We start from the raw sequence: 20,896 nt of genomic DNA, 5'->3' as shown, positions 1-20,896 counted from the left end.
CTCAAGGAGTGGCGCGCTGTCGCAACCAGATATGAAAAAACAGCAACGTCGTTCCTCGCGGTCATCCACATCGCTGCCGCAGCAGACTGGATCAAGCCCTAACAGGCCCTAATATACAAAGAGATTCCCTCACAAAACGCTATCGATTCAATACTTTCTGACAACACCATCTATTTCTCCTTTCATCACGAAGCTGAGATGGCGCCACATCGTCGTATTGCGACTCGTTCTGGATTGCGCCACTCTTCCCGTCCGTTGAAATCATCGTCAGTAAGGACGCTTCGAATGGCCCTGCTCCGCCCCCCTTTTTTGCTTGCTGCTTTCACCCTCGGCCTGACGGTCCTTGGGCCGTTTGCTCACGCCGCAGACGAAGCTTCCGCTTCTCTCATCGGAACAGACGGTGCCAATCATGGAACCGCACATCTAACGGAAACGCCGACCGGCGTCCTCCTGCGCATCGAAGCCACACATCTTCCGGCGGGTTGGCATGGCCTGCACTTTCACGAGAAAGGTGTCTGCACACCACCGAAATTTACAAGCGCCGGTTCACACGTCCACGCAGCCTCGCCAGTGGTGCATGGGTTGCTGAACCCCAAAGCAAACGACGATGGCGATCTCCCCAATCTGTTCGTGGCATCCGATGGAACAGCCACCGTCGAACTCCACACAACTCTTGTCTCTCTGCATGGGACAGATAACCGCCCTGCCCTCCTTGATACGGACGGATCGTCTCTGGTTATTCATGCCAAACCAGACGATTACACCACCCAGCCGATCGGCGGAGCAGGCGACCGCATTGCCTGCGGTGTCATTCACTGATCTTCATACCCCCACTCGCCTGCAACCGCTTTCTGGGGCATGGTCTCTCCAATTATCACTCGGAGGCCTGAATCGAACATGAAGCGCGTTGCCTGGGTCGTTCTCTGCGGATTTTCTCTCGCCGGATGCTCATGGTTCGGCGATGACACCACCACCGCCAACCGGCACCTCACTCAAAAGGAACAGTGGGAAACGCTGGGCTACAAGGACGGCCTGAAAAGCGTTCGAACGCAGCCCTGATCGTTCCTCATCTTTCCTCTCCCGTGCCTGTGCGGGTGAATCCACGTCATCCCGAGACATGGCCGGAGATATGACAAGCATGAGCGCCATTTCTTTCGAACCTACTGACGGTATGCCGAATCCCGGCCGTCAGAGGGCCATTATCGCCGTATGCCTGGCCGTTCTCCTCGCTCAGATCGACTACGCCATTGCAAATGTCGCCCTCCCGGCAATGGGAACCGATCTTCACGCTTCCGCGTCCGATACTGTCTGGATCGTCAACGCCTACCAACTTGCCAGTTTGTCCTCCATCCTGCCGCTCGCCGCAGCCGGAGCATGGCTCGGGTATGAACGCGTCTGCATGGGCGGCATCGTGCTCTTCATGCTCGCGTCGTGCGGCTGTGCTCTTGCCCCTTCTCTACCGGTCCTGACCTGCGCTCGCGCGTTCCAGGGCTTCGGTGCCGCCTGCATGCTGGGGGTCACCTCAGCCTTGATCCGCTTCATTTATCCCCGCAAGGAACTCGGAAAAGGCGTCGCCCTCAACACACTGATCGTTGGATTGGGGATGGCGCTCGGCCCCACGGTGGCCGGACTCGTTCTGGCCGTAGCAGACTGGCCATGGCTCTTCTGGATCAACCTGCCGCTTGGACTGCTTACCCTGCTCCTTGCCGCCACGTCGCTGCCGCGTACTCCGCGACAAGGCGACATGCCCGATCCGTGGGGCGTTCTGTTGTGCATGCTGTCATTCTTCGGACTGGGACTGGCCGGCAATGGTATGGCGCATGCCGATGGCATCACCCTTACAATAGCCTTTCTTGTTGGAGGGCTCTTCACGCTGCTGATGCTTGTCCGCCGTGAACATGGCCGCGCACTCCCAATCCTCCCTGTCGATCTGCTTCGCGGGCGCAGTTTCCGCACGGCTTTTCTGGTCGGCCTGTGCGGCTATGTCAGTTCCAATTTTTTCATCATTTCCTTTCCTTTCGCGCTGCACGATCACTACAATTGGAATGCCACGAGCATTGGTCTGATGATGCTGCCATGGGCGTTCGGCCTGATCGCTTCGGCCTCGGTCACACGCCCTCTCGCCGATCGCATTCCAGCCGGTATCCTCTCTTCCCTTGGTCTGTTGTGCACGATGGCCGGCTTCATCCTGCTGCACCTGCTGCCCGACACACCAAGCGCGTTCGACGTTCTCTGGAGAGTGGGATTGGCCGGACTGGGGTTCGGCATTTTTCAGGTTCCCAACAATCGGGCCATGCTGCTTTCCGCCGCAGCCGGCCGCGAAGGGGGAGCGAGTGGAATGGTGCAGGTCTCGCGGCAGGGCGGCCAGACGCTCGGGGGTATTGGAACGGCCCTTACGTTGCGTCTCACCGCCAACGGAACACAGGATTGCCTCAACATCGCCGCTCTTTGTGCTGCCTTCGCGGCGGCCCTCAGTGCATCCCGTCTGACACACGGAAATGGGGGAAACCCACGCAACATCCGGAAGGCACGCAATCCGGACCGATAATTGCGCTCTTTCAGGGAAACGATTTAGACATACATTTGTCGAGCACCCCACCCCCGCCGCGTGTGGGGTTTTTGTCCTTATCGCCATGGAACACGCCCGCATGACACAGCCTGACCTCACCATGTCAGCCGTGAATCTGACCACCCTTTGGGAACGGATGATCATTGAGGCCCGCGTTTGCTGCGATCCGCTGGTCATGGGGCTGCTGGCCACAGGAATTTCCAACCACGCCAGTTTCGCTGACGCACTCTCCGCACTGATCGGCCGCAAGCTGGGCGATCATTACGTATCGTCACAAAATCTTACCGATCTCGTGCTGGCCTGTTATGCGGATACACCCGATGCCCTCGCAGCCAGCGCCGCCGATCTCGTCGCCATTCGTGAGCGCGATCCTGCCTGCCCCGACTACGTGACGCCGTTCCTGTTTTTCAAAGGCTTTCTTTCCATCCAGTGCTATCGGGTGGCACATTGGCTTTGGAACTGCGACCGTCGCCATCTGGCTCTCCATCTCCAGAGCCGAGCTTCGGAACTGTTTGCCGTGGACATCCATCCCGCCGCCTGCCTCGGCCGACGTCTGCTGTTCGATCATGGAACCGGAATCGTCGTGGGCGAAACAAGCATCATTGAGAACGACGTCTCCCTTCTTCAGGGGGTGACCCTTGGGGGAACCGGCAAACATGCCGGAGACCGTCATCCAAAGATCCGCCGCGGTGTACTGATCGGAGCCGGCGCCAAGGTACTGGGCGCAATCGAGGTTGGTGAAGGTGCGAAGATCGGCGCGGGTTCCATCGTTCTGGAAGCGGTGCCTCCTTACACTACCGTGGTCGGCAATCCTGCCCGCAAGGTCGGCACCCGCCTGAAAGGCATGCCGTCGCTGACAATGGATCAGACGCTCCCACCGATCGACTACATCATCTGAACAGCATTACCGGCCATCGCTTCCCACACACGCATGGCCTGCACCATTCCCGCTCCATCATGGACCCGAAGCAAAGTTCCGGGCAGATCGAGCCCGGGCAAAGATGTAACGATGGTGCCCGGATCACGCGCCGTCGGCTCAGCCACACCGGCCCAGGTGCCGATCATGCGCTTGCGTGAGGTGCCCAGAACCACGCGACAGCCAAGATTGGCAAGAATGGGCAACCGCCGCAGAAGCTCTGCATTCTGCTCGGCTGTCTTGGCAAACCCAATCCCCGGGTCGATCAGGATACGGGAGCGCTCAATCCCTGCCTGCTCCGCCTGTGCTATCCGGTCGTGCAGTTCCTGCACCACATCCACCGCTACGTCCCTGTAATCCGTCAGCGCGTTCATCGTCTTCGGCGTGCCCCGCATATGCATCAGCACGACCGGGCAAGAGCGTCGCGCCAACAGGGGCAGCGCCTCGGGGTCATGAGCCAACGCACTCACATCGTTGATAAGCATCGCCCCCATATTCAGCGCCGCTTCCATGGTGCGAGCATTACGGGTGTCCACTGAAACAGGAATCCCTCTGCCCATCAGTTCGGCCAGGACAGGTTCCAGCCGCGACCATTCTTCGGAGGGAGACACGACCGCAGCGCCCGGTCGTGTGCTTTCCGCCCCCACATCGAGAATCGCCACACCGGCCTGCTGCATTTGCTGCGCCCGTGCCACGATCCGTTCCGGAGTGCGATGCTGATCCCCATCGCTGAAACTGTCCGGCGTGACATTGAGGATCCCCATCACCATCGCCCCTGAAGGCAACCCCGCCAGCGAAGAAGGTGCTGTTACGACTTCCAGTTCCGGCAACCACGAGGCGGGAATCCGGTCCACCGGCCTCGGTGCGCTTTTTGTTCCATCACGCTCGATCAGGGACACGACCGAGAAGGCTGTCTTTCCACCCGCGAGCGGTAAGGCCACACCAGCGGTGATTGCCTCGGCCGCCCCTGCCCCCCTTAGCAGCCCCGCTGGCTCCACCAGACGCAGATCGTTCATTCCTGTTCATCCCAACCAACCGACACGGAAACGAAAAAAGGCCGGAACGGGACACATCCCGCTCCGGCCTTTTCAGAAACTGCCCCTTTAACCCGGCTGGGGAGATGCATCCCCGACCGAGGCCGGAGGGGCACCGCCCGCTCCCGGCTGGTTGATAACCGGCGGGACCGAAGCACGCCGATTTTCCGGCATGGTGTCATCCACCTCGACACGCTCAATCGCCTCACCACGCAGAACCTGACGGATTTCCTCGCCGCTCAGCGTCTCGTACTCAAGGAGCGCTTCCGCCAGACGGTGCAGTTCCTCAATGTGCTCAATCAACAGATTACGTGCCCGATCATAGGCGGCGTCGATCAGTTTCTTGACCTCGGCATCGATCTCCCGCGCCGTCTCTTCCGAGATGTTCTTGTTCTGCGTGACCGAATGTCCAAGGAACACTTCCTGACCATTATCGCCATAAGCGATCATGCCCATCTTCTCGCTCATGCCCCATTCCGTCACCATGCGACGGGCCTGATCGGTCGCCATCTTGATGTCGCCGGAAGCACCACTGGTCACGTTGTCCGGGCCAAAGATGATTTCTTCGGCGGCGCGACCGCCCATGGCGAGATCAAGCTCGGCCACGCATTTGGCACGGCTCTTGGAGTAACGGTCCCCTTCCGGCAGGCTCATCACCATACCCAGCGCACGACCGCGCGGAATGATCGTGGCCTTATGGACCGGGTCCGTGCCGTGTGTCAGGATCGAGACCAGCGCATGACCACCTTCGTGATAAGCGGTCATCTTCTTCTCGGAATCGCTCATCACCAGCGAGCGACGCTCGGTGCCCATCAGCACCTTGTCCTTGGCGTTCTCGAACTCGCTCATCGCCACCGTACGCTTGCCTGCGCGCGCCGCCAGCAAAGCGGCCTCGTTGACGAGGTTGGCCAGATCCGCACCCGAGAAACCCGGTGTCCCACGCGCAATCACCTTCGGATCAACATCGGACGCCAACGGCACCTTGCGCATGTGAACACGCAGGATCTGCTCGCGCCCGTTCACATCCGGGTTCGGCACCACAACCTGACGATCGAAACGACCGGGACGCAGCAGAGCGGGATCGAGCACATCAGGACGGTTGGTCGCGGCAATGAGGATCACGCCTTCATTGCTCTCGAAGCCGTCCATCTCCACCAGCATCTGGTTGAGCGTCTGCTCACGCTCATCGTTGCCACCGCCCAGACCGGCGCCACGATGGCGACCAACCGCGTCGATCTCGTCAATGAAAATAATGCACGGCGCTGCCTTCTTGCCCTGCTCGAACATATCGCGCACGCGGGACGCACCCACGCCGACGAACATCTCCACAAAGTCCGAACCGGAAATGGTGAAGAACGGGACGTTCGCTTCACCTGCAATGGCGCGCGCAAGCAGCGTCTTACCGGTGCCGGGAGGACCGACAAGCAGCACGCCCTTGGGAATCTTGCCGCCCAGACGGGTGAATTTCTGTGGATCCTTGAGGAACTCAACGATTTCTTCGAGTTCGCCCTTGGCTTCATCGATACCCGCGACGTCAGCAAAGGTCACGCGCCCTTGCTTCTCGGTCAGCATGCGCGCCCGGGACTTGCCAAAGCCCATCGCCCGGCCACCGCCTGACTGCATCTGGCGCATCATGAAAATCCACACCGCACCGATGAGGATGAACGGGAACCAGTTCAGCGCATAGCGCAGGAAAGGATTGCCCTCGGCCTCCAGCGGCTTGGCTACAACTTCCACGCCTTTGCCCGTCAGACGGGACACGAGACCCGGATCCTGCGGGGCATAGGTGTCGAACGACGTGCCGTCAGACAACGTTCCGGAAATGTTGTGCTCCTGAATGGTCACGGAACGCACACGTCCATGATCCACATCCGCCACGAAGTCGGAATAGGCGAGTTGCTGAGCCGCATGCTGAACGTTGCCCGGCTGGAACATGTTGAACAGGAACAGCAGGAGAACGATGATGCACACCCACAGGGCGAGATTGCGTCCGAAATTGTTGATCACTTTGTCCGTTCCATATTGTTCCTGCGTGAGGAGAACGCCCCTGAAAGCCTTTATCAGACCGGTTTCGGGCGGCGATTGCAATCCCGTGCCTTAGAGATTGGGGGCGCATGTCCTGCATGGAAGTGGCGCGGGTATTAAATATGTGTTCATGCACCCTTCCCCGCCATCAATCCCAGCGCGTCGTCTCGGTCACCGGCACGGGCGGGATGAGGTCGAATGTCACGTTTTTTAGACTCTCCTCCTCGCACAACCCCAGATGCGGAACACACACACGCCGCCCCTTCCGCCATAACGCGGGAAGCGTCGCACAGGCCACTGCGGGCCATCCCTTACGCAAGGACCGAGGCAATCCCCACCCCGCTGCCGCCACAAATAGATCTGACGGTATGCCCCCCGCACGCAACGTAAACCGCCGATCCCAACAAACACCATCCCGAGCAGGTAGAGCAGTCTCCATGGCTGCCTCTTCGCGCACCATAAGCCATTGCTCTTCCAATCCCGGCAGAGGACGTGCGCGCAGCAGTCTTACCCCCGATAGGGTTACCGGTCGGTTTGCAGCAATCGCAGCCTCCACCGACGCACGGGAAGGCGCATAGGGACGCGCCCCGATCGTGCGAATAAGGGCCGCCAGCGTAGAACAAGACGGCAAAGTCTCCCCAAGCGCCACCCATCCGGGGAATGGTAAACACCCGACTGCAGCAAGCCATGCCGCACTCTCCCCGGCCTGCTGCATCCGTCTGATCGCGATTTTTCTGGAAAGCCCGATGGCCGCAGTCCGTGCCTGCGCCGTCAGATCCTGCCGCACCCTTACTCGCTCGGCCTTGCGGTTGGCGTTCGAAGGATCCTCGCACCAACTGACTCCGGCCCGCCTCAATGTTGCACGCAGAGCCATGCGAGAGACTCCCAGCAACGGGCGCACCAGCCGAATGTCCGCCAGTTCCGCAATGCGGGCCATACCCGCCAGTCCCAGTCCCTCACCGCGTCTTTGCCGCATGACGACCGTTTCAGCCTGATCGTCTTCCTGATGCGCAACGAGAAGATCGACGCACCCTGCTTCCCGGCACGCCGCGATCAGAGCCTCATATCGCGCGTCCCGCGCCCGCTTCGCTATTCCGGCGCCAGCCTGCAGGTCTGTCAGTTGCAAGACGCATGTCGTAATCCCGAAGCCTTCGAGCATCTGACGTGCAATTTCAGCTTCACGAGCCGATTCTTCACGCAGGCCATGATCCACCACCAGCGCAAGCAAACGCGTGCGCCAATGGCTGGCCAACCATGCCATTGCGAGGGAATCGCTTCCTCCGGACACAGCGAGAGCAACGGGGGGCGCATCCGGCGTGTCGGGAAGCCACAGCCCAAGGCCGTGCATGACATCATAAAACTGTTCGGGAGTAACAGGCCGCTCCGTCACCCCGTCACACATCTCCCATACATATCAGGAACACGACGCCTTCTTGCGAAAGACGCTGGCTGAATGAGACACCTGCTCGCCAGCCGACGGAAACTCCGTCTTCAACTTGTCCAGCGCCTGACAGGCCGCCTTCTTGTCTCCAAGCGATATCAGAGAAGCACTCACGCCAAGCAGTGCGAACGGCGCCTTGGTGCCTTTGGGAGAGGAGCGATAAGCATCGTAATAAGCAACGGCGGACTGTCGATACTGTTTCTGGCCCGCAAGGGACTGCCCCAGCAGATACTGGCCATCGACTTTGGTAGCTCCCTTGCCATGCGCAATCGCGGATTCCGCATTCTCCTGCGCACCAGCATAATCACGCTTGAGCAGCGCATCATGGCCGGCCTTGAGATAATTCGCAGGCGTACTGGCGGCCGCTTCATCATGAGACGACGAAGACGTAGCGTGTGAAGAAGCCGCTGCCGCCGCGGCACCTCCAGCGGCCGCACCGCCGCCATTCTGTGCCGCGAACTGCATGTCGCTCATCTGCTTGGAGAGAGACGCGCTCTTTTCCTTGAGTTGATTGGTCAGATCTTCAATCTGTCCCCGCATTTCACGCTGCTGCTCCTCCAGCGTGTTCACGCGATCCACAAGCTGAGCGACCAGATCACCACTCGCACCGCTTGTCTGGGGCGTACCCTGAGCCACGGGAGGTGCCAGAACCGAGGAAGAACCTCCCCCGCTCTGGACCTGCGAAAGCTGCTGCTTCAGATCCATGATCTGATTCTGCAGTTCGATCCCTTCGCGGCTCGTCATCTGGGCGTATGCCGTCAGAGGAAGTAACCCGAGAAGGGCTGTAGCGGCCAACAGACCGGACATGCGGCGGGAACGACAAAAAGACTGAACGAGTGCTGTCATCACGAGCATTGTGCGGCCTTTAAGCCGTCTCCTCTGGCATTGTTCCGGCCAACAGGATGTCAGCATTTAGCTGCATCCATCTGCGATCCCTCGGGTTTAGCCCATCCAGCAGAGGCGTCAAACATGTGAGGGATGAACGCCATTCCACAAAAAGGAAAGGCCGGACGGACGCTTTCGCATCCGTCCGGCCATCAACCTGATGAAACAAGCCGTCCCGAAAAATTACTGAACCGACGTGATTGCATTACGGTTCTGGGCCCAGACATCTTCGCCTTCACCCGTCGCCGTCGGACGATCCTTACCATAAGAGATCGTGGTCATGCGCGAACTGGTCGTACCTTTGGCCGCGAGATAATCGCGGGCCGCATTCGCACGACGCTGGCCGAGTGCAAGGTTGTATTCTTCCGTGCCACGATCATCGCAATTGCCGGCGATCTGAACGGAGACCTGCGGATACTTGGCAAGCCAGTCAGACTGCTTGTCCAGAGTCGCTTTCGCATCGCTCGTCAGGCCGCTCTGGTTCAGAGCGAAAAAGACGCGATCACCAACATTGGCAACCAGATCAGCCTCACTGCCCGGAACCGGACCGCTCGGCTGCACCGCTGCACCCTCGCCTGTCGCGATGCCGGTGTTGGGATGATCGTTGGCACAGCCAGCCAGGAGGGCTGCTACGCCGAGTGCACCGAGAAGCTTCAGTCGCATTGTCTTGATCCTGAGATCAGTCCCGCTGTGCGGAACACTGAAAAGTGAATGATACGCGGAAAACAGGCCGGTTTTTCACCACTTCCGGCGACTGGACGAGGTAGCGTCCGGCAACCAGAGGTTACCATCTCGTAAGCCATAACGCCGAAAGAAGGTCAAGCGCCCTCCCTTCGGCAGAAGGGTTTTTCCAATCACAACATTGCAAACCTGCACTGTCGCAGGATCGCGACAGACTATAATTAGACGTTCAGCGGTGACCATGTCGGGCTGGAACCGCCTTCCGGCGTGGGGATTCCGCGTTCATGGAACCCAGTGATATCGATGGTCCGGATTCCATAGGCAGCCCCACCGCTGGCACTACGACAGAAGGCCAGCACACGACCGTTCGGACAGAAACTGGGCGACTCGACAGTGTAGCCCTGCGTCATGATCCGCTCGCCGGTGCCATCCGGATTCATGACACCCAGCGAAAACGCACCGCCCGAAATACGGGTAAACCCGATCAGGTCACCGCGCGGCGACCAGACCGAATCTCCGTAATGCCCACTGCCGTAGGACAAGCGGCGTGCGTTCCCGCCGCCTGCGCTCATGATATAAAGTTCGGGAGCGCCACCGCGGTCAGAGTTGAAAACGATCTGCGATCCATCCGGACTGAAGCTCGGGCTGACGTTAATAGCCCCACCGCTGGAGGTAAGCTGGCGCTTGGCGCCGGAAGCGATATTGACGCTGTAGAGTTCAGATCCGCTTCCACGCGCGACCGGCACCAGCAGTGTGTTGCCATCCGGCGAATAATGCGGACCAAGCGGCACACCATTGAAATCGCTGATAATATGCTGACGACCTGTGGCAAGATCGAACACATAAATGCGTGGCACGGTTGAGTTGTAAGACAGGAATGCGATCTGATCGCGCACTGGACTGAACGCAGGCAGCTTCGTCTGGCTGCTGCTCAGGATGCGGCAGTTCGCCCCATCCTGATCCATGACCGCCAGACGCATGCGCGGCTGGTGGACCGAGCCGGAACGGGAAATGAACCCGATGCGCGTATCGAAATAGCCCTTCTCGCCCAACATCCGCTGGTAGATCACGTCGCCGATGATATGCGCGATGCGGCGCCAGTTGGCTTCACTGGTGGTGTAAGCCGTACCCTGAATCTGCTTACCCGCCAGAACATCCCACAAACGGAATTCCAGCCGGATGGTGCCGCTCCCCGAAGCCGTGCCCGTCACAGCCGCATGTGCGCCCATCGCTTTGTAAGGCGCAAAATCGGGCGTACCCGACATGGAAGAACCCGGTAGCACCTTGAACAGACCGGTGCCCGACAGATCGTTGGTCAGGACTTGGGTGATGTTCTGTCCCACACTGCCGCCAAAGGACGGGATGGCGATAGGGATCGGGGCCGTGCGCGCCTGATCGACCGTAATTTCGGCCGCGGGAGCATCGGCCGCCCGAGCAGCAAGAGGCGCCACCGACAGACTGCCCGCCAGTCCGGCACCAGCCACCACGCCGCCTTCCAGCAGGGCACGACGGTTGAGACGACGCGGAACGTAGGCCTCTGCGAGCGCTTCCGCCTCACGGTCTCCAATGTAATGCTCATGAGTCGAAACCATGGTTCCTGTCCTCTCGGTTGTGTGGCCTATGGCCGGAAGATGAATTTTAACTGATGGGTCTGACCCAGCAGGTTTTTCGGAATCGGCAGCTTGGCGCAGGTGGGACTGAGCACCGCTGCGCGTGCGCGTTCGGCAAGAGCGCGATAGGACGCATCGGAATTGACACGTGCCTGCGTCTCCGGCGCGAAGCTGACCATGCGGGCCTCGCCGGTCGCGTCCACCGTGACAACCAGATGAGCGACGAAACTGGCGTAATCCTTGGCCGCCGTGTCCTCGGTGTAGCAGCGACGCACGGAAGCCCCGATAGCCTTCTGCTCTCCCGAACTCATCTTGCCCGTAATGTCACCATTCGGAGTGCCGCCACCTTTGGGAGATCCTCCGGAACGGGCACTCGCTTCAGACTTGGGGGTGTGCGTCTGCTTCGTGTCCGCCCGGAACGAATCCAGGGTTTCAAGAAGCGAATGCGAATCCGACTGCGTCTTCTTTGCCGGATTGGGCTGCGTGATGTGCGAGGGCACAGGCAGGTCCGGCAATGTGTCCGTCGGCTGCGGTGACGGCGTCGGAGGTGCTGCAACATGCGACGTTTCCAACGGCTTGGAGAGCGACGGAGGCACCTCGGCGTGGCTCGGCTGCGCCTTCACCGGTGGCGTGGGCGGGGTCTTTTCCGCATCTGGTGACGGCTCTTCCACTTTGGGCGGAATCGGTGTGTCAGGCAGCGGAGGCGCTTCCTGCGCGGGCGGAGGCGGCACGGGTGGTGGCGGTGGAGGTGGTGGTGGCGTCTCCTCAGGCGGCAACGGCTTGGGCGATTCCGGCGTTGGCGGAGCCTCGGACTTTTCCGGCGCTGCGGGCGCAGGTTCGCTCGCAGCCTTGTCGGCTTTGGCGGGTGCGCCAGTCTCCCCTGACGCCCCTTCGAACTCCATCTCGACCGGAGGCGGTTCTTGCGGCTCCTCAGGTGGTTTCGGCTGAGGAATGACGATCAAGAACGCCGCCAGCCCAAGAAAATGCAGCATGGCAGACGCTATGGTCGAGCGCCGCATGAGAATTGTTTCGGAACGGCGAGGCCGTACCATGCGAGAGATTCCCGACGTCAGCCAGCATCCCGGTCAGCCGCCATGCGACCGCCGGAGCGCTGGAACAGGAAAGAAGCGAAAAAGCGGATCATCGAGGCGGACTCACTGCCCCGAAGCAGCGGGTTGCTGCGCCAGAAGCGCAACGTGCGTAAAGCCGCCGGCAGTGATCTGCCCCATCACCTGCATCACCTTGCCATAGTCGATATGAGCATCGCCTCGCACGAAGATGCGGTGCTCAGAATCGTTCTGGGCTGCAGCCTTGAGCTGCTCCACCAGTTGATCGGACGAAACCGGATTGTCCCCAAGATAGATCGAACCGTCCGCCTTGATGGAGACGGTAATCGGCTTGGTGTCGGTGTTCACCGGCTTGGCATCGGTCTTGGGCAAATCGACATTCACGCCGCTCGTCATCATGGGCGATGTGACCATGAAGATGATGAGCAGGACGAGCATCACGTCCACCAACGGTGTGACGTTGATGTCCGACATCGGCCGACGACGCCTGCGCGGACCTCTCCCTCCTCCGAGCGACACGCCCATGGCTTACGCCCTTTCCTCGGACTGACGTGACAGGATCGCGGCAAACTCGGTGCCGAAACCTTCCAGACGGTCCTGAAAATGCGCCAGCGAATTGCTGATGACGTTATAGCCGATCACGGCGGGAATGGCGGTCACGAGACCGATGGCGGTCGCGAACAGCGCTTCCGAAATGCCCGGCGCCACAACACTGAGATTGGTGTTGTGCATCGCGGCAATCGAACTGAACGAATGCATGATACCCCACACCGTGCCGAACAGACCGATGAACGGCGCGACCGGACCAATGGTGGCCAGAAAGATCATCCAGCGTTCCAGACGATCCATTTCGCGGGTGATGGTGATCGACATGGCCCTGTCAACGCGCTCCTGCACGCCGCCATGCACGAGATCCACGCCCGGAATCCGTGAAGACCGGCGCCATTCACCCATAGCCGCGCCAAAAATGGCTGCCATCGGATGGGTGGGCTTCGCCCCATCGCTTTCATACAGATCGTCAAGACTCCCACCGGACCAGAAACGGTCTTCAAAAGCCGTTGCCTGACGCTCCACGCGGCGAAGAGTCACGATCTTGTCGAAGATGATGGCCCACACCCAAATGCTGCACCCGATCAGGCCAAGCATCACCAGCTTGACGACCAGGGACGCCTGCATGAACAGACCCCACAGGGACAAATTCCCGGCCGCCGCCGCGCCGAGATTTGCCGCGTCTACCGCATGATCCAAAAATGCCTCCTGTCCTTGCGGACGTACTTATGTCTCGTCCCAGCGGGACCCTCATCCACCGCAATGGAGGACAGCAACGATCCCGACTCGATCCATCATCGAATCACGCCGCGATCCTTAATGACTTCCCGACCAAAGCAGAAGATGCCTTGAGATCACGACAACCGGTTAACCGCGAGCCGGTCGAGAAGAGCACGCCACAAAGGCGGAAATCGGGCAGGACGTCCATCCGTCACACGGATGCAGGCCAGTCGCACATCGACATGCACGCACAGCGTCTCGCCCCGGAAAATATCCTGCACCAGCCGACAGCTTGCCCCGCCCTGTTCAGCAAGGTGCGTGCGCACGGTCAGAATATCGTCAAGCCGGGCCGGTACATGAAAATCCATCGATGCCTGCCGCACGACAAAGGCCAACCCATGATCGTTGAGCAATTCGATGGGAGCCATGCCCTGACTGCGGATGGCCTCCGTCCGGGCGCGCTCGGCAAACGCGAGGTAACGAGCGTGATAAACCACTCCTCCAGCATCGGTATCCTCGTAATACACCCGGAAATCGATGCTGTGCGTAATCATCGCCCTGCCCTCCTGCCTCAGTCCTCGGCAAGCAGATCGTACTGCCCACCCTGTGCTGACGGTGGTGGCACAAGCCCGAGGTGACGCCAACCTCGCTCCCCAAGAACACGCCCCCGACTGGTGCGCAGAACCAGCCCTTCCTGAATGAGATACGGCTCAATCACGTCTTCAAGCGTATCGCGTGCCTCGGCCAAGGCAGCCGCCAGCGTCTCAACACCGACCGGCCCACCATTGTGAAACTCCGCAATCCGCCGCAGGTAACGGCGATCCATTGCATCCAGCCCCAGACTGTCCACTTCCAGACGTGTCAGAGCCGCGTCCGCCAGATCAGCCCCCACAGGTGCGCTGTCCGGATTGCCCACTGAGGCAAAATCCCGCACCCGTCGCAAAAGGCGCCCAGCGATACGAGGAGTGCCGCGCGAACGCCGCGCGATTTCCCCGGCTCCGGCATCCGTAAGAGCAAAACCCAGCTTGCGCGCGCCGCGTGCGACAATGAGCTGAAGTTCCTCCGGCGTGTAGAAAACGAGTCTCAACGGAATACCGAATCGGTCCCGTAAAGGCGTGGCAAGCAAGCCAGCCCGCGTGGTGGCGGCGACAAGAGTGAACGGTGCGAGATCGATGCGCACAGAGCGGGCCGCCGGCCCCTCCCCTATGATGAGATCGAGCTGGAAATCCTCCATTGCCGGGTAGAGAATTTCCTCAATGGCCGGCTGAAGGCGATGAATCTCATCGATGAACAACACATCGCGCGGCTGAAGATTGGTCAGGATGGCCGCGAGATCACCGGCACGCTGAATGACCGGGCCAGACGTCGCCCGAAACCCCACACCCAGCTCGCGTGCCACAATCTGCGCCAGCGTGGTCTTGCCCAAACCCGGTGGCCCATGCAGCAGGACGTGATCCAGTGCCTCGTCGCGATTACGGGCGGCCTCAATGAAAATGGAAAGATTCTCGCGACTGGTCTTCTGACCTGTGAAATCGGCAAGAGTCTGCGGCCGCAACGCGCCTTCGCCAAGATCCTCCTCCATGCGGGCAGGATCGAGCGCCCCACGCTGCTCCGTCATCGGGCCAATTCCTTCAGCGCATCGCGGATGATGACATCAAGAGAAGCCGCCTTTCCCGCGTCAGCGATCAGACGCGAGACCACAGGCCAAGCCTCCGCGCGCCGGAACCCCAACCCGGCAAGCGCCAGAAGGGCATCCCCCTCGATGGATCCCGCCGAATCAGCGGAGGCAATGATAGCGGCCGCCGCTGTGCCACTCCCTCCGCCCGGCATTTTTGCGGCCCTGTCGCGCAGTTCGGTCAACAACCGGTCGGCCAGCCGCGCGCCCACACCGGGTGCACGCGTAAGACTCGCCTTGTCTCCGCTTGCGACTGCCGCGATCAACTCTCCAGGCGACAAGGTGGACAGCAAGCCAAGAGCCACTTTCGCCCCCACGCCCTGAATGGAGGTGAGCACCCGAAACCATTCCCGCTCGGCTCCATCCGCAAAGCCGTAAAGGAGGATCGCATCCTCGCGCACCACGGTTTCCACGAGAACACGCGCAAGCTCCGGTGGCTGCGGCAATGCGGAAAGCGTGCGTGTGGAAGCCTGAACCAGATATCCCACGCCATTCACGTCGATAACGCAGCGATCCGTCTCGACCTGCGCCAGCAACCCGGCAAGAGACGCAATCATGAGCGCCCTCCCCATGCGCGGGCGGAGGCACTGCGCTGCCCCTGCGCCACGCGCAGCGTACTGGCGCGGTGATGGGCATGACAGATGACAACCGCCAGCGCATCGGAAGCGTCCGCCCGAGAGATTGTCGCGGTGGGCAGCAGGCGACGGACCATCATCTCGACCTGATCCTTCGTGGCCGCCCCCGTTCCCACAACCGCGCGCTTGACGGCCATCGCGCCATATTCCGCAACGGTGAGGTTTTCCAACGCGGGCGCAAGCAAAGCCACACCACGGGCGTATCCCAGTTTCAGCGTGGAAGAACCGTTGCGGTTGACATAGGTCTCCTCAACAGCAGCCTCCGTGGGCTTGTGAGTCTGGATGAGAGCCGTCAAAGCGTCGTACAAAGCGCACAGACGGGCAGGAACCGGCTCGTCTCCATCGGTCGCAATCACGCCGTCCGCCACATGCATCAGACGATTTCCCTCTACGTCGATGACCCCCCAGCCAGTAAAGCGAAGGCCGGGGTCGATACCAATCAGGCGGGTGCGTTCGATCATGTTTCGTTCTTACCCGCTGGATGTTGGAAGCGCCAGAGGCGTGGCCCGCGCACGTACTTTCCACACCCCGACCTCCGAAAGATCACTTTAACCCAATCGTGCTAAAGCCTCTCGAAACGCGCGTTGTTCATGCCCGCGAAAACAGGAGACCGACAGATCAATGGCACGTGTCCGATGTCTGATGATGCAGCGCGACGAACCCCTGCTGCTGGAAGCATGGTTCCGTCATCACGGCTATCTGTTCGGTTTCGAGAATCTGACTGTTTTCGACAACGGGTCCATCGATCCCGCGATTCCGGACATTCTCGATACCTATGAACGCGCAGGCGCGACAATCCACCGTGGTCATGATCGCCCTGATGATTTCATTGGCCGAGCCCAGCACTTCGAAAATGTGATCCGTCATTGGGATGCCGAGGGAGATTACGATTTCGCCCTGATGCTCAATTGCGATGATTTTCTCGCAACATTCACAGATGAGGGCCTTTCCTGTGCGCGCACTGTCGTTGATAAGGCGTTCGACGCATTTCTTGGCGAAAAGCGCACTCTTGTCATGCTGGCAAGCCTGATGAACGTTCCGGAACGTCCCGGCTGTTTCATGCTGGAGGATCGCCGCAGGAATTTTATTGCCGCAGGAGCGCTGGGGCACATCGATCAGGGACTGGCAGGCACAATGTCGGGCAAGTCCGAAGAATGGTGCGATACACCCTTCACCTGCCTGCACATGAGCAACCGGCCCATCGAAGCAAGAGCCGAACAAGCACGCCAACGCCTTGAAGTGGCCGAAAAAGCGCCTGCCGATTCCCGTCGCACGCTTGCCCAGCTCGATCCCTACGCGCGTGAAAACCGGCATCTCACAATGACGGCCGCTCGTCAGCTTGCCGCTTTTTCAAAGGGCGTATTCATCCAGTTCCCTGCTTTTGTCGCCCAGCTCCGAGCGCTCGGAATTGCCACGCCTTTTCTGGTGGGCGATGCGGCACTCCCTACAGAGTCCACATTCGGTTTGTGGCAGGTGGCCCCACGCCGAAAAGACCGGTTCACGCCCTTCGATGGAAACATCTACACAGAGCATAATCCTGATGTTGCGGCTGTCGGCACGCCTCCCCTACGTCATTATCTCAGTCACGGACACGCTGAAGGACGCCGAATACGGACAGCGGAAGACGAAGAAACCTTTACCCCGCTTGTTTCCGCAGAACTTCAGCCAAGCAACCGACCCAAGCCAGCGCGCAAACTACGCAATACTTTGAAAGTACGCGCCAAAAATTAAGACCGAATCAACTCAGCAATAGGAAAAATAGAGCCAGTATCTATGGCGCGTGTCAGATGCATCATGATGCAACGTGACGAGCAACTGCTGCTCGACGCATGGGTTCGTCACTATGCCTATCTGTTCGGATTTGAGAATATCCTGATATTCGACAACGGTTCCACCGATCCGGCTGTTCTGGATATTCTCACACAGTATGAAACCGCCGGAGTCTCCATTCTGCGGGAACATAATCGGATTGAAGACTTTCACGGAAAAAACGATCATTTCCGCAATGTGATTTCCAACTGGGACACTCAAGGAGATTACGACTTTGTTCTTCCGTTGGACTGCGATGAATTCTTGGGCGTTTGCACCAAGACCGGCGTAAGCTTTTCTCGGTCAGCTATCCACGCGCATTTCAACGCCTTGCTGGGAGAGCGTCGCGCGTTGAAAATATCTCCCTGCCTTTTCAATATACCCGATATTCCCGCCGGGTTTCGCGCATGTCATTTGACCAAGACTTTTGTCGCAGCACGAACCCTGCAGACACTCGATCATGGTTTTCATGCCGCCACTTCAAACGCAGAGACCGGCTGGCGGGAAACCGATTTTGTCTACATGCACATGCACAACAAGCCTTTTGCGCTGCTCTGCGAACATGCGCGACGTAAACTGGCCTATTATGTTGACATAACAGATCATAAGGCCCTGAGCGCATATTGTGGACCAGGCCACCATCTCGCCCCCTATCTTCTGACAGATGAACAAGCATGGAAGGAGAATCTCAGGAAAGGGCATCTTTTCCGCATTCCGTCGTTCATTACACACATGCAGGCGCTTGGAATTCGGTCTGCCTATTTTGGGAGCGACAAAACCACTTCCCATTCAGGAGACGCAACTCACCTGCTTGATATTGGTTCCAATGCATACATCCACGAAGAGATTTTCGATCCGCAGAAATGGCGACAAAACCATCCGGACTCACCGGCTACATTCAAGGCCTGCCTGAAATCCCGCTCATGCAGACAGGGATTTTCGTCTTTATTCTCTAAACCGCTTTGGAAACATCAGAAAAACAGTCTTCTAGGGACTTGAATTCTCATGCGCCAGAGGAAGGGAAGCGCTGCCTCCCTTCCCTCCTGTCATCAGGGAGCAGGAGTTGCTGGCGATGAGGGAGCAACACTGCCCGTAGCACCATCATGAACCACCACTGATGGTGTAGCTTCCCTGTTCAGGACAATGAACGATACGGCCTCCATCGTGGTGACATCCACGTTGTCGTTCGGCTTGAGCTGAGCCAGCAGGGGCAGAAAAACCTGCCGATGCACAACAACATCCCGTGTCGTTCCAGATGGATCCTGAACCGTTACCCTATTGTGGGGAAGGTCCACAGCCACGACACGGTCACGCTTACGTCGGAACGAAACGAGCATCCCGCGAGGATGACGATTGACATAGCTACGCGCGGTTGAAACCGTCGATTCAGGCACTTCGGACCCCGGAGCAGCCAGCGCCGCATCCAATGTTTTCACAACATGCATACGCACACGATCACCCGGCTGAAGATGAGGTAACGCATGCGCCTTGCGGGGGACGTCGATTGTAAACAGGTCGCCATCGACATCGCGCAACAACACCTCCCCATTGCTGGCATCAATGGTCTCAACGGTTGCTGTCGTGGTTTCGGTGTTCGTAATCACACCTTGCGCCCGCGCTTCCTCCATAATGGGGAGCGGGGTCATTCCGGCAAGCGCCAGGAAGACAAACAGGGAACTAGACGCAGGCGCCATCCGCCGGAACGAACTTCTGATCTTCATGGTTTCCGTCAAACTCATCGTGGTACAGATGGCGGGACGTTACAGCCTCCGCCACATAAGCGCCATTCTTGTTTCTCGCAGGCGAGTTTCCCGATCCATGCAAGGACCTCCCCAACCTGTTTGAACATTATCTGCAGTCAAACAGCCATGGCCGAAAATCCAAGCTCCTGTTGATGAATGCAGCAGAAATCGGCCATTTCTCTTAACTAAGTTATCACGCCGGCTCATTTTTTGGACATTCCAGCAGTATCTTCGTCATTTTATATAAAGCGAATAACGGCCCCGCTTCCGCAATGCATTGAATAGATACTTCTCTTTTTTGGCCTCTGACATATTTTGAAATAACTAACGAACGCTAGAAACTTAAAAAGTTCCCCTTTGACGTAAATTTAACGATATGAGACTTTAACACAAAGTGAACTACGTCGAGATGTCATGCAATCTGGCCAAGAAATACGCGCCCTGACCGGTCTTCGAGGACTGGCCGCCTGTCTGGTGGTTCTCTACCATCAGGTCGAAGCGGGATCATTGCCCACTCTGCCATTGATTGGCCCTGTCGTTGCCCGCGGTTATCTATCCGTCGATGTATTCTTTGTGTTGAGCGGCTTTGTGATGGGGTTATCCTCCACCCATCTGTTCACAAAACGGCCGCTACAGGAAGCATACGCTGTCTTTCTTCTGCGACGAATGGCCCGCATTTATCCTCTCTATTTTTTTGTGCTGATATTGGCGACCATTCAGGAGGTCCGTCATAACCTTCAGCACCATCAAGACATTGGATGGCTGCAGACAAAATTGCCCATGAACCTCTTTCCATTACACGGACTGGGAATCGGAGAGCGCATTGTCGGCACATCATGGTCTATTGGCGCCGAGTTTGCCGCCTATCTCGTCTTTCCTCTCCTGCTATGGCTAACACTGGAAAAACGACGAGTTATCCTGTCAGTTATTCTTGCAGCCTGCGCGCTTATTGTCGCTGCCTACTGTCCTACCTCTTTCCCTAAAAGCGGTCCACTGGATGTATATTGGGTCGGCTCCCTCTGGCCCGCCATTCGGTGCCTTGCGGAGTTTACGCTCGGCCTGATCACATGCCGATCTGCCCTTCGACTGCGTCCATTTTTCAGCCAACCACTGCCTGCTTTTGCTGTTCTGGCGGCCCTTGTGCTCCTTTCCTTCATGGCAGGTACAGATATCGCATTTGTTCTGTTTATTCCGCCATTTCTCCTTACCCTTCTCTCGCAGGACCGTTTCGCTGCGCGCATGCTCAGTTCTTCTCCACTCCTGTTTCTCGGGGAAGTCTCGTTTGCAGTCTATTTGTGCCATAAACTGCTTATGCCATTGCATGACACCCTTTTGGCGCGGCTGCAGCCATCGTTCATGCCTGCAGCCGCGCAGATCGCATCCGAAACCCTATTCTGGTGCGCCTTGCTCGGGGCAGCATGGCTTTGTCATCGACGCGGAAATCTCACAGAAGGGTTGTACATCGGGTTAGATTATGAAAAAGTCTGTTTTGTAGAAAAGAAATTTCCATAATCATCAAGAAAACCCGATGCAGACAG

The 20,896-nt window shown here is 58.7% G+C and carries 21 protein-coding genes and 1 pseudogene; 8 read left to right on the top strand and 14 right to left on the bottom strand.

Going from position 1 to position 20,896, the window contains the following annotated elements; genetic code table 11:
* From GOB87_RS13875 to cysE, 5 genes and pseudogenes are all read left to right on the top strand, one after another.
* Positions 1-102: pseudogene (locus GOB87_RS13875) on the top strand (IS5-like element ISMex42 family transposase); the annotation flags it as partial.
* 183 nt (positions 103-285) lie between these two features.
* Positions 286-819, top strand: coding sequence for a superoxide dismutase[Cu-Zn] (gene sodC / locus GOB87_RS13870; RefSeq protein ID WP_166318039.1), 534 nt, complete (start codon positions 286-288; stop codon positions 817-819).
* 78 nt (positions 820-897) lie between these two features.
* A complete protein-coding gene (locus GOB87_RS13865) occupies positions 898-1,059 on the top strand; it encodes a hypothetical protein (RefSeq protein WP_166318036.1) in 162 nt (53 codons plus the stop codon).
* A gap of 79 nt (positions 1,060-1,138) precedes the next feature.
* Positions 1,139-2,548 carry an MFS transporter gene (locus tag GOB87_RS13860; protein WP_242006452.1) on the top strand — a complete coding sequence of 470 codons (1,410 nt, stop codon included), beginning with the start codon at positions 1,139-1,141 and terminating at the stop codon, positions 2,546-2,548.
* A gap of 121 nt (positions 2,549-2,669) precedes the next feature.
* Positions 2,670-3,467 (top strand): serine O-acetyltransferase, encoded by a 798-nt coding sequence (gene cysE, locus GOB87_RS13855; RefSeq protein WP_373320743.1) that lies wholly within the window; start codon positions 2,670-2,672, stop codon positions 3,465-3,467.
* On the opposite strand, the gene folP is transcribed toward cysE, so the two are convergent.
* The 13 genes from folP to ruvC form a co-directional block, all read right to left on the bottom strand.
* Entirely contained in the window at positions 3,455-4,501 is a 1,047-nt protein-coding gene (gene folP / locus GOB87_RS13850) for a dihydropteroate synthase (RefSeq protein ID WP_166318027.1), read from the bottom strand. The genes cysE and folP overlap by 13 nt on opposite strands.
* 87 nt (positions 4,502-4,588) lie before the next feature.
* Entirely contained in the window at positions 4,589-6,523 is a 1,935-nt protein-coding gene (ftsH, locus tag GOB87_RS13845) for an ATP-dependent zinc metalloprotease FtsH (RefSeq protein WP_166318045.1), read from the bottom strand.
* A 169-nt stretch (positions 6,524-6,692) separates the two neighbouring features.
* Entirely contained in the window at positions 6,693-7,934 is a 1,242-nt protein-coding gene (gene tilS / locus GOB87_RS13840; protein WP_264806467.1) for a tRNA lysidine(34) synthetase TilS, read from the bottom strand.
* Positions 7,935-7,958: 24 nt separating this feature from the next.
* A complete protein-coding gene (locus GOB87_RS13835) occupies positions 7,959-8,792 on the bottom strand; it encodes a tol-pal system YbgF family protein (RefSeq protein WP_166318021.1) in 834 nt (277 codons plus the stop codon).
* A 261-nt stretch (positions 8,793-9,053) separates the two neighbouring features.
* On the bottom strand, positions 9,054-9,533 hold the full coding sequence (gene pal / locus GOB87_RS13830; protein ID WP_166318018.1) for a peptidoglycan-associated lipoprotein Pal: 480 nt from the start codon (positions 9,531-9,533) through the stop codon (positions 9,054-9,056).
* A gap of 239 nt (positions 9,534-9,772) precedes the next feature.
* Positions 9,773-11,143 (bottom strand): Tol-Pal system protein TolB, encoded by a 1,371-nt coding sequence (gene tolB, locus GOB87_RS13825; protein ID WP_166318015.1) that lies wholly within the window; start codon positions 11,141-11,143, stop codon positions 9,773-9,775.
* Positions 11,144-11,169: 26 nt separating this feature from the next.
* The gene (locus GOB87_RS13820) at positions 11,170-12,213 is read right to left on the bottom strand and encodes an energy transducer TonB (protein ID WP_166318012.1); all 1,044 of its coding nucleotides are present in this window, start codon (positions 12,211-12,213) and stop codon (positions 11,170-11,172) included.
* Positions 12,214-12,315: 102 nt separating this feature from the next.
* Positions 12,316-12,753, bottom strand: coding sequence for a protein TolR (tolR, locus tag GOB87_RS13815; protein WP_166318009.1), 438 nt, complete (start codon positions 12,751-12,753; stop codon positions 12,316-12,318).
* Between the two features lie 3 nt (positions 12,754-12,756).
* Positions 12,757-13,476 carry a protein TolQ gene (gene tolQ / locus GOB87_RS13810; protein ID WP_166318006.1) on the bottom strand — a complete coding sequence of 240 codons (720 nt, stop codon included), beginning with the start codon at positions 13,474-13,476 and terminating at the stop codon, positions 12,757-12,759.
* Between the two features lie 155 nt (positions 13,477-13,631).
* Positions 13,632-14,051, bottom strand: a complete 420-nt coding sequence (gene ybgC / locus GOB87_RS13805; protein ID WP_166318003.1) for a tol-pal system-associated acyl-CoA thioesterase — start codon at positions 14,049-14,051, stop codon at positions 13,632-13,634.
* A 17-nt stretch (positions 14,052-14,068) separates the two neighbouring features.
* Entirely contained in the window at positions 14,069-15,115 is a 1,047-nt protein-coding gene (gene ruvB, locus GOB87_RS13800; protein ID WP_166318000.1) for a Holliday junction branch migration DNA helicase RuvB, read from the bottom strand.
* Entirely contained in the window at positions 15,112-15,729 is a 618-nt protein-coding gene (ruvA, locus tag GOB87_RS13795; protein ID WP_166317997.1) for a Holliday junction branch migration protein RuvA, read from the bottom strand. The genes ruvB and ruvA overlap by 4 nt, the downstream gene beginning before the upstream one ends.
* Positions 15,726-16,268 (bottom strand): crossover junction endodeoxyribonuclease RuvC, encoded by a 543-nt coding sequence (gene ruvC / locus GOB87_RS13790; protein WP_166317994.1) that lies wholly within the window; start codon positions 16,266-16,268, stop codon positions 15,726-15,728. Before ruvC ends, ruvA begins: the two co-directional genes overlap by 4 nt.
* Before the next feature lie 160 nt (positions 16,269-16,428).
* Here ruvC and GOB87_RS13785 point away from each other — a divergent pair, with 160 nt between their 5' ends.
* Positions 16,429-17,538, top strand: coding sequence for a glycosyltransferase family 2 protein (locus GOB87_RS13785; protein ID WP_166317991.1), 1,110 nt, complete (start codon positions 16,429-16,431; stop codon positions 17,536-17,538).
* Positions 17,539-17,604: 66 nt separating this feature from the next.
* Positions 17,605-18,615, top strand: coding sequence for a glycosyltransferase family 2 protein (locus tag GOB87_RS13780; protein ID WP_166317988.1), 1,011 nt, complete (start codon positions 17,605-17,607; stop codon positions 18,613-18,615).
* 50 nt (positions 18,616-18,665) lie between these two features.
* Here the strand turns inward: GOB87_RS13780 and GOB87_RS13775 are convergent, their stop codons facing one another.
* Positions 18,666-19,337: a hypothetical protein gene (locus tag GOB87_RS13775; RefSeq protein WP_166317985.1), complete on the bottom strand. Its 672-nt coding sequence runs from the start codon at positions 19,335-19,337 to the stop codon at positions 18,666-18,668.
* A 435-nt stretch (positions 19,338-19,772) separates the two neighbouring features.
* Here GOB87_RS13775 and GOB87_RS13770 point away from each other — a divergent pair, with 435 nt between their 5' ends.
* Positions 19,773-20,870 (top strand): acyltransferase family protein, encoded by a 1,098-nt coding sequence (locus tag GOB87_RS13770; RefSeq protein ID WP_166318042.1) that lies wholly within the window; start codon positions 19,773-19,775, stop codon positions 20,868-20,870.
* The last annotated feature ends 26 nt before the right edge of the window (positions 20,871-20,896 follow it).

This window comes from Acetobacter estunensis, assembly GCF_011516945.1.
GTDB classification, from domain to species: domain Bacteria; phylum Pseudomonadota; class Alphaproteobacteria; order Acetobacterales; family Acetobacteraceae; genus Acetobacter; species Acetobacter estunensis.
This window is presented reverse-complemented; position numbering and strand designations above follow the sequence as displayed.

Coding starts and splice junctions, on each gene's coding strand:
- sodC (WP_166318039.1), top strand. CDS start 286: ATGGCCCTGCTCCGCCCCCCTTTTTTGCTTGCTGCTTTCACCCTCGGC.
- GOB87_RS13865 (WP_166318036.1), top strand. CDS start 898: ATGAAGCGCGTTGCCTGGGTCGTTCTCTGCGGATTTTCTCTCGCCGGA.
- GOB87_RS13860 (WP_242006452.1), top strand. CDS start 1,139: ATGAGCGCCATTTCTTTCGAACCTACTGACGGTATGCCGAATCCCGGC.
- cysE (WP_373320743.1), top strand. CDS start 2,670: ATGTCAGCCGTGAATCTGACCACCCTTTGGGAACGGATGATCATTGAG.
- folP (WP_166318027.1), bottom strand. CDS start 4,501: ATGAACGATCTGCGTCTGGTGGAGCCAGCGGGGCTGCTAAGGGGGGCA.
- GOB87_RS13835 (WP_166318021.1), bottom strand. CDS start 8,792: ATGTCCGGTCTGTTGGCCGCTACAGCCCTTCTCGGGTTACTTCCTCTG.
- pal (WP_166318018.1), bottom strand. CDS start 9,533: ATGCGACTGAAGCTTCTCGGTGCACTCGGCGTAGCAGCCCTCCTGGCT.
- tolB (WP_166318015.1), bottom strand. CDS start 11,143: ATGGTTTCGACTCATGAGCATTACATTGGAGACCGTGAGGCGGAAGCG.
- GOB87_RS13820 (WP_166318012.1), bottom strand. CDS start 12,213: ATGGTACGGCCTCGCCGTTCCGAAACAATTCTCATGCGGCGCTCGACC.
- tolR (WP_166318009.1), bottom strand. CDS start 12,753: ATGGGCGTGTCGCTCGGAGGAGGGAGAGGTCCGCGCAGGCGTCGTCGG.
- ybgC (WP_166318003.1), bottom strand. CDS start 14,051: ATGATTACGCACAGCATCGATTTCCGGGTGTATTACGAGGATACCGAT.
- ruvB (WP_166318000.1), bottom strand. CDS start 15,115: ATGACGGAGCAGCGTGGGGCGCTCGATCCTGCCCGCATGGAGGAGGAT.
- ruvA (WP_166317997.1), bottom strand. CDS start 15,729: ATGATTGCGTCTCTTGCCGGGTTGCTGGCGCAGGTCGAGACGGATCGC.
- ruvC (WP_166317994.1), bottom strand. CDS start 16,268: ATGATCGAACGCACCCGCCTGATTGGTATCGACCCCGGCCTTCGCTTT.
- GOB87_RS13785 (WP_166317991.1), top strand. CDS start 16,429: ATGGCACGTGTCCGATGTCTGATGATGCAGCGCGACGAACCCCTGCTG.
- GOB87_RS13780 (WP_166317988.1), top strand. CDS start 17,605: ATGCAACGTGACGAGCAACTGCTGCTCGACGCATGGGTTCGTCACTAT.
- GOB87_RS13775 (WP_166317985.1), bottom strand. CDS start 19,337: ATGAAGATCAGAAGTTCGTTCCGGCGGATGGCGCCTGCGTCTAGTTCC.
- GOB87_RS13770 (WP_166318042.1), top strand. CDS start 19,773: ATGCAATCTGGCCAAGAAATACGCGCCCTGACCGGTCTTCGAGGACTG.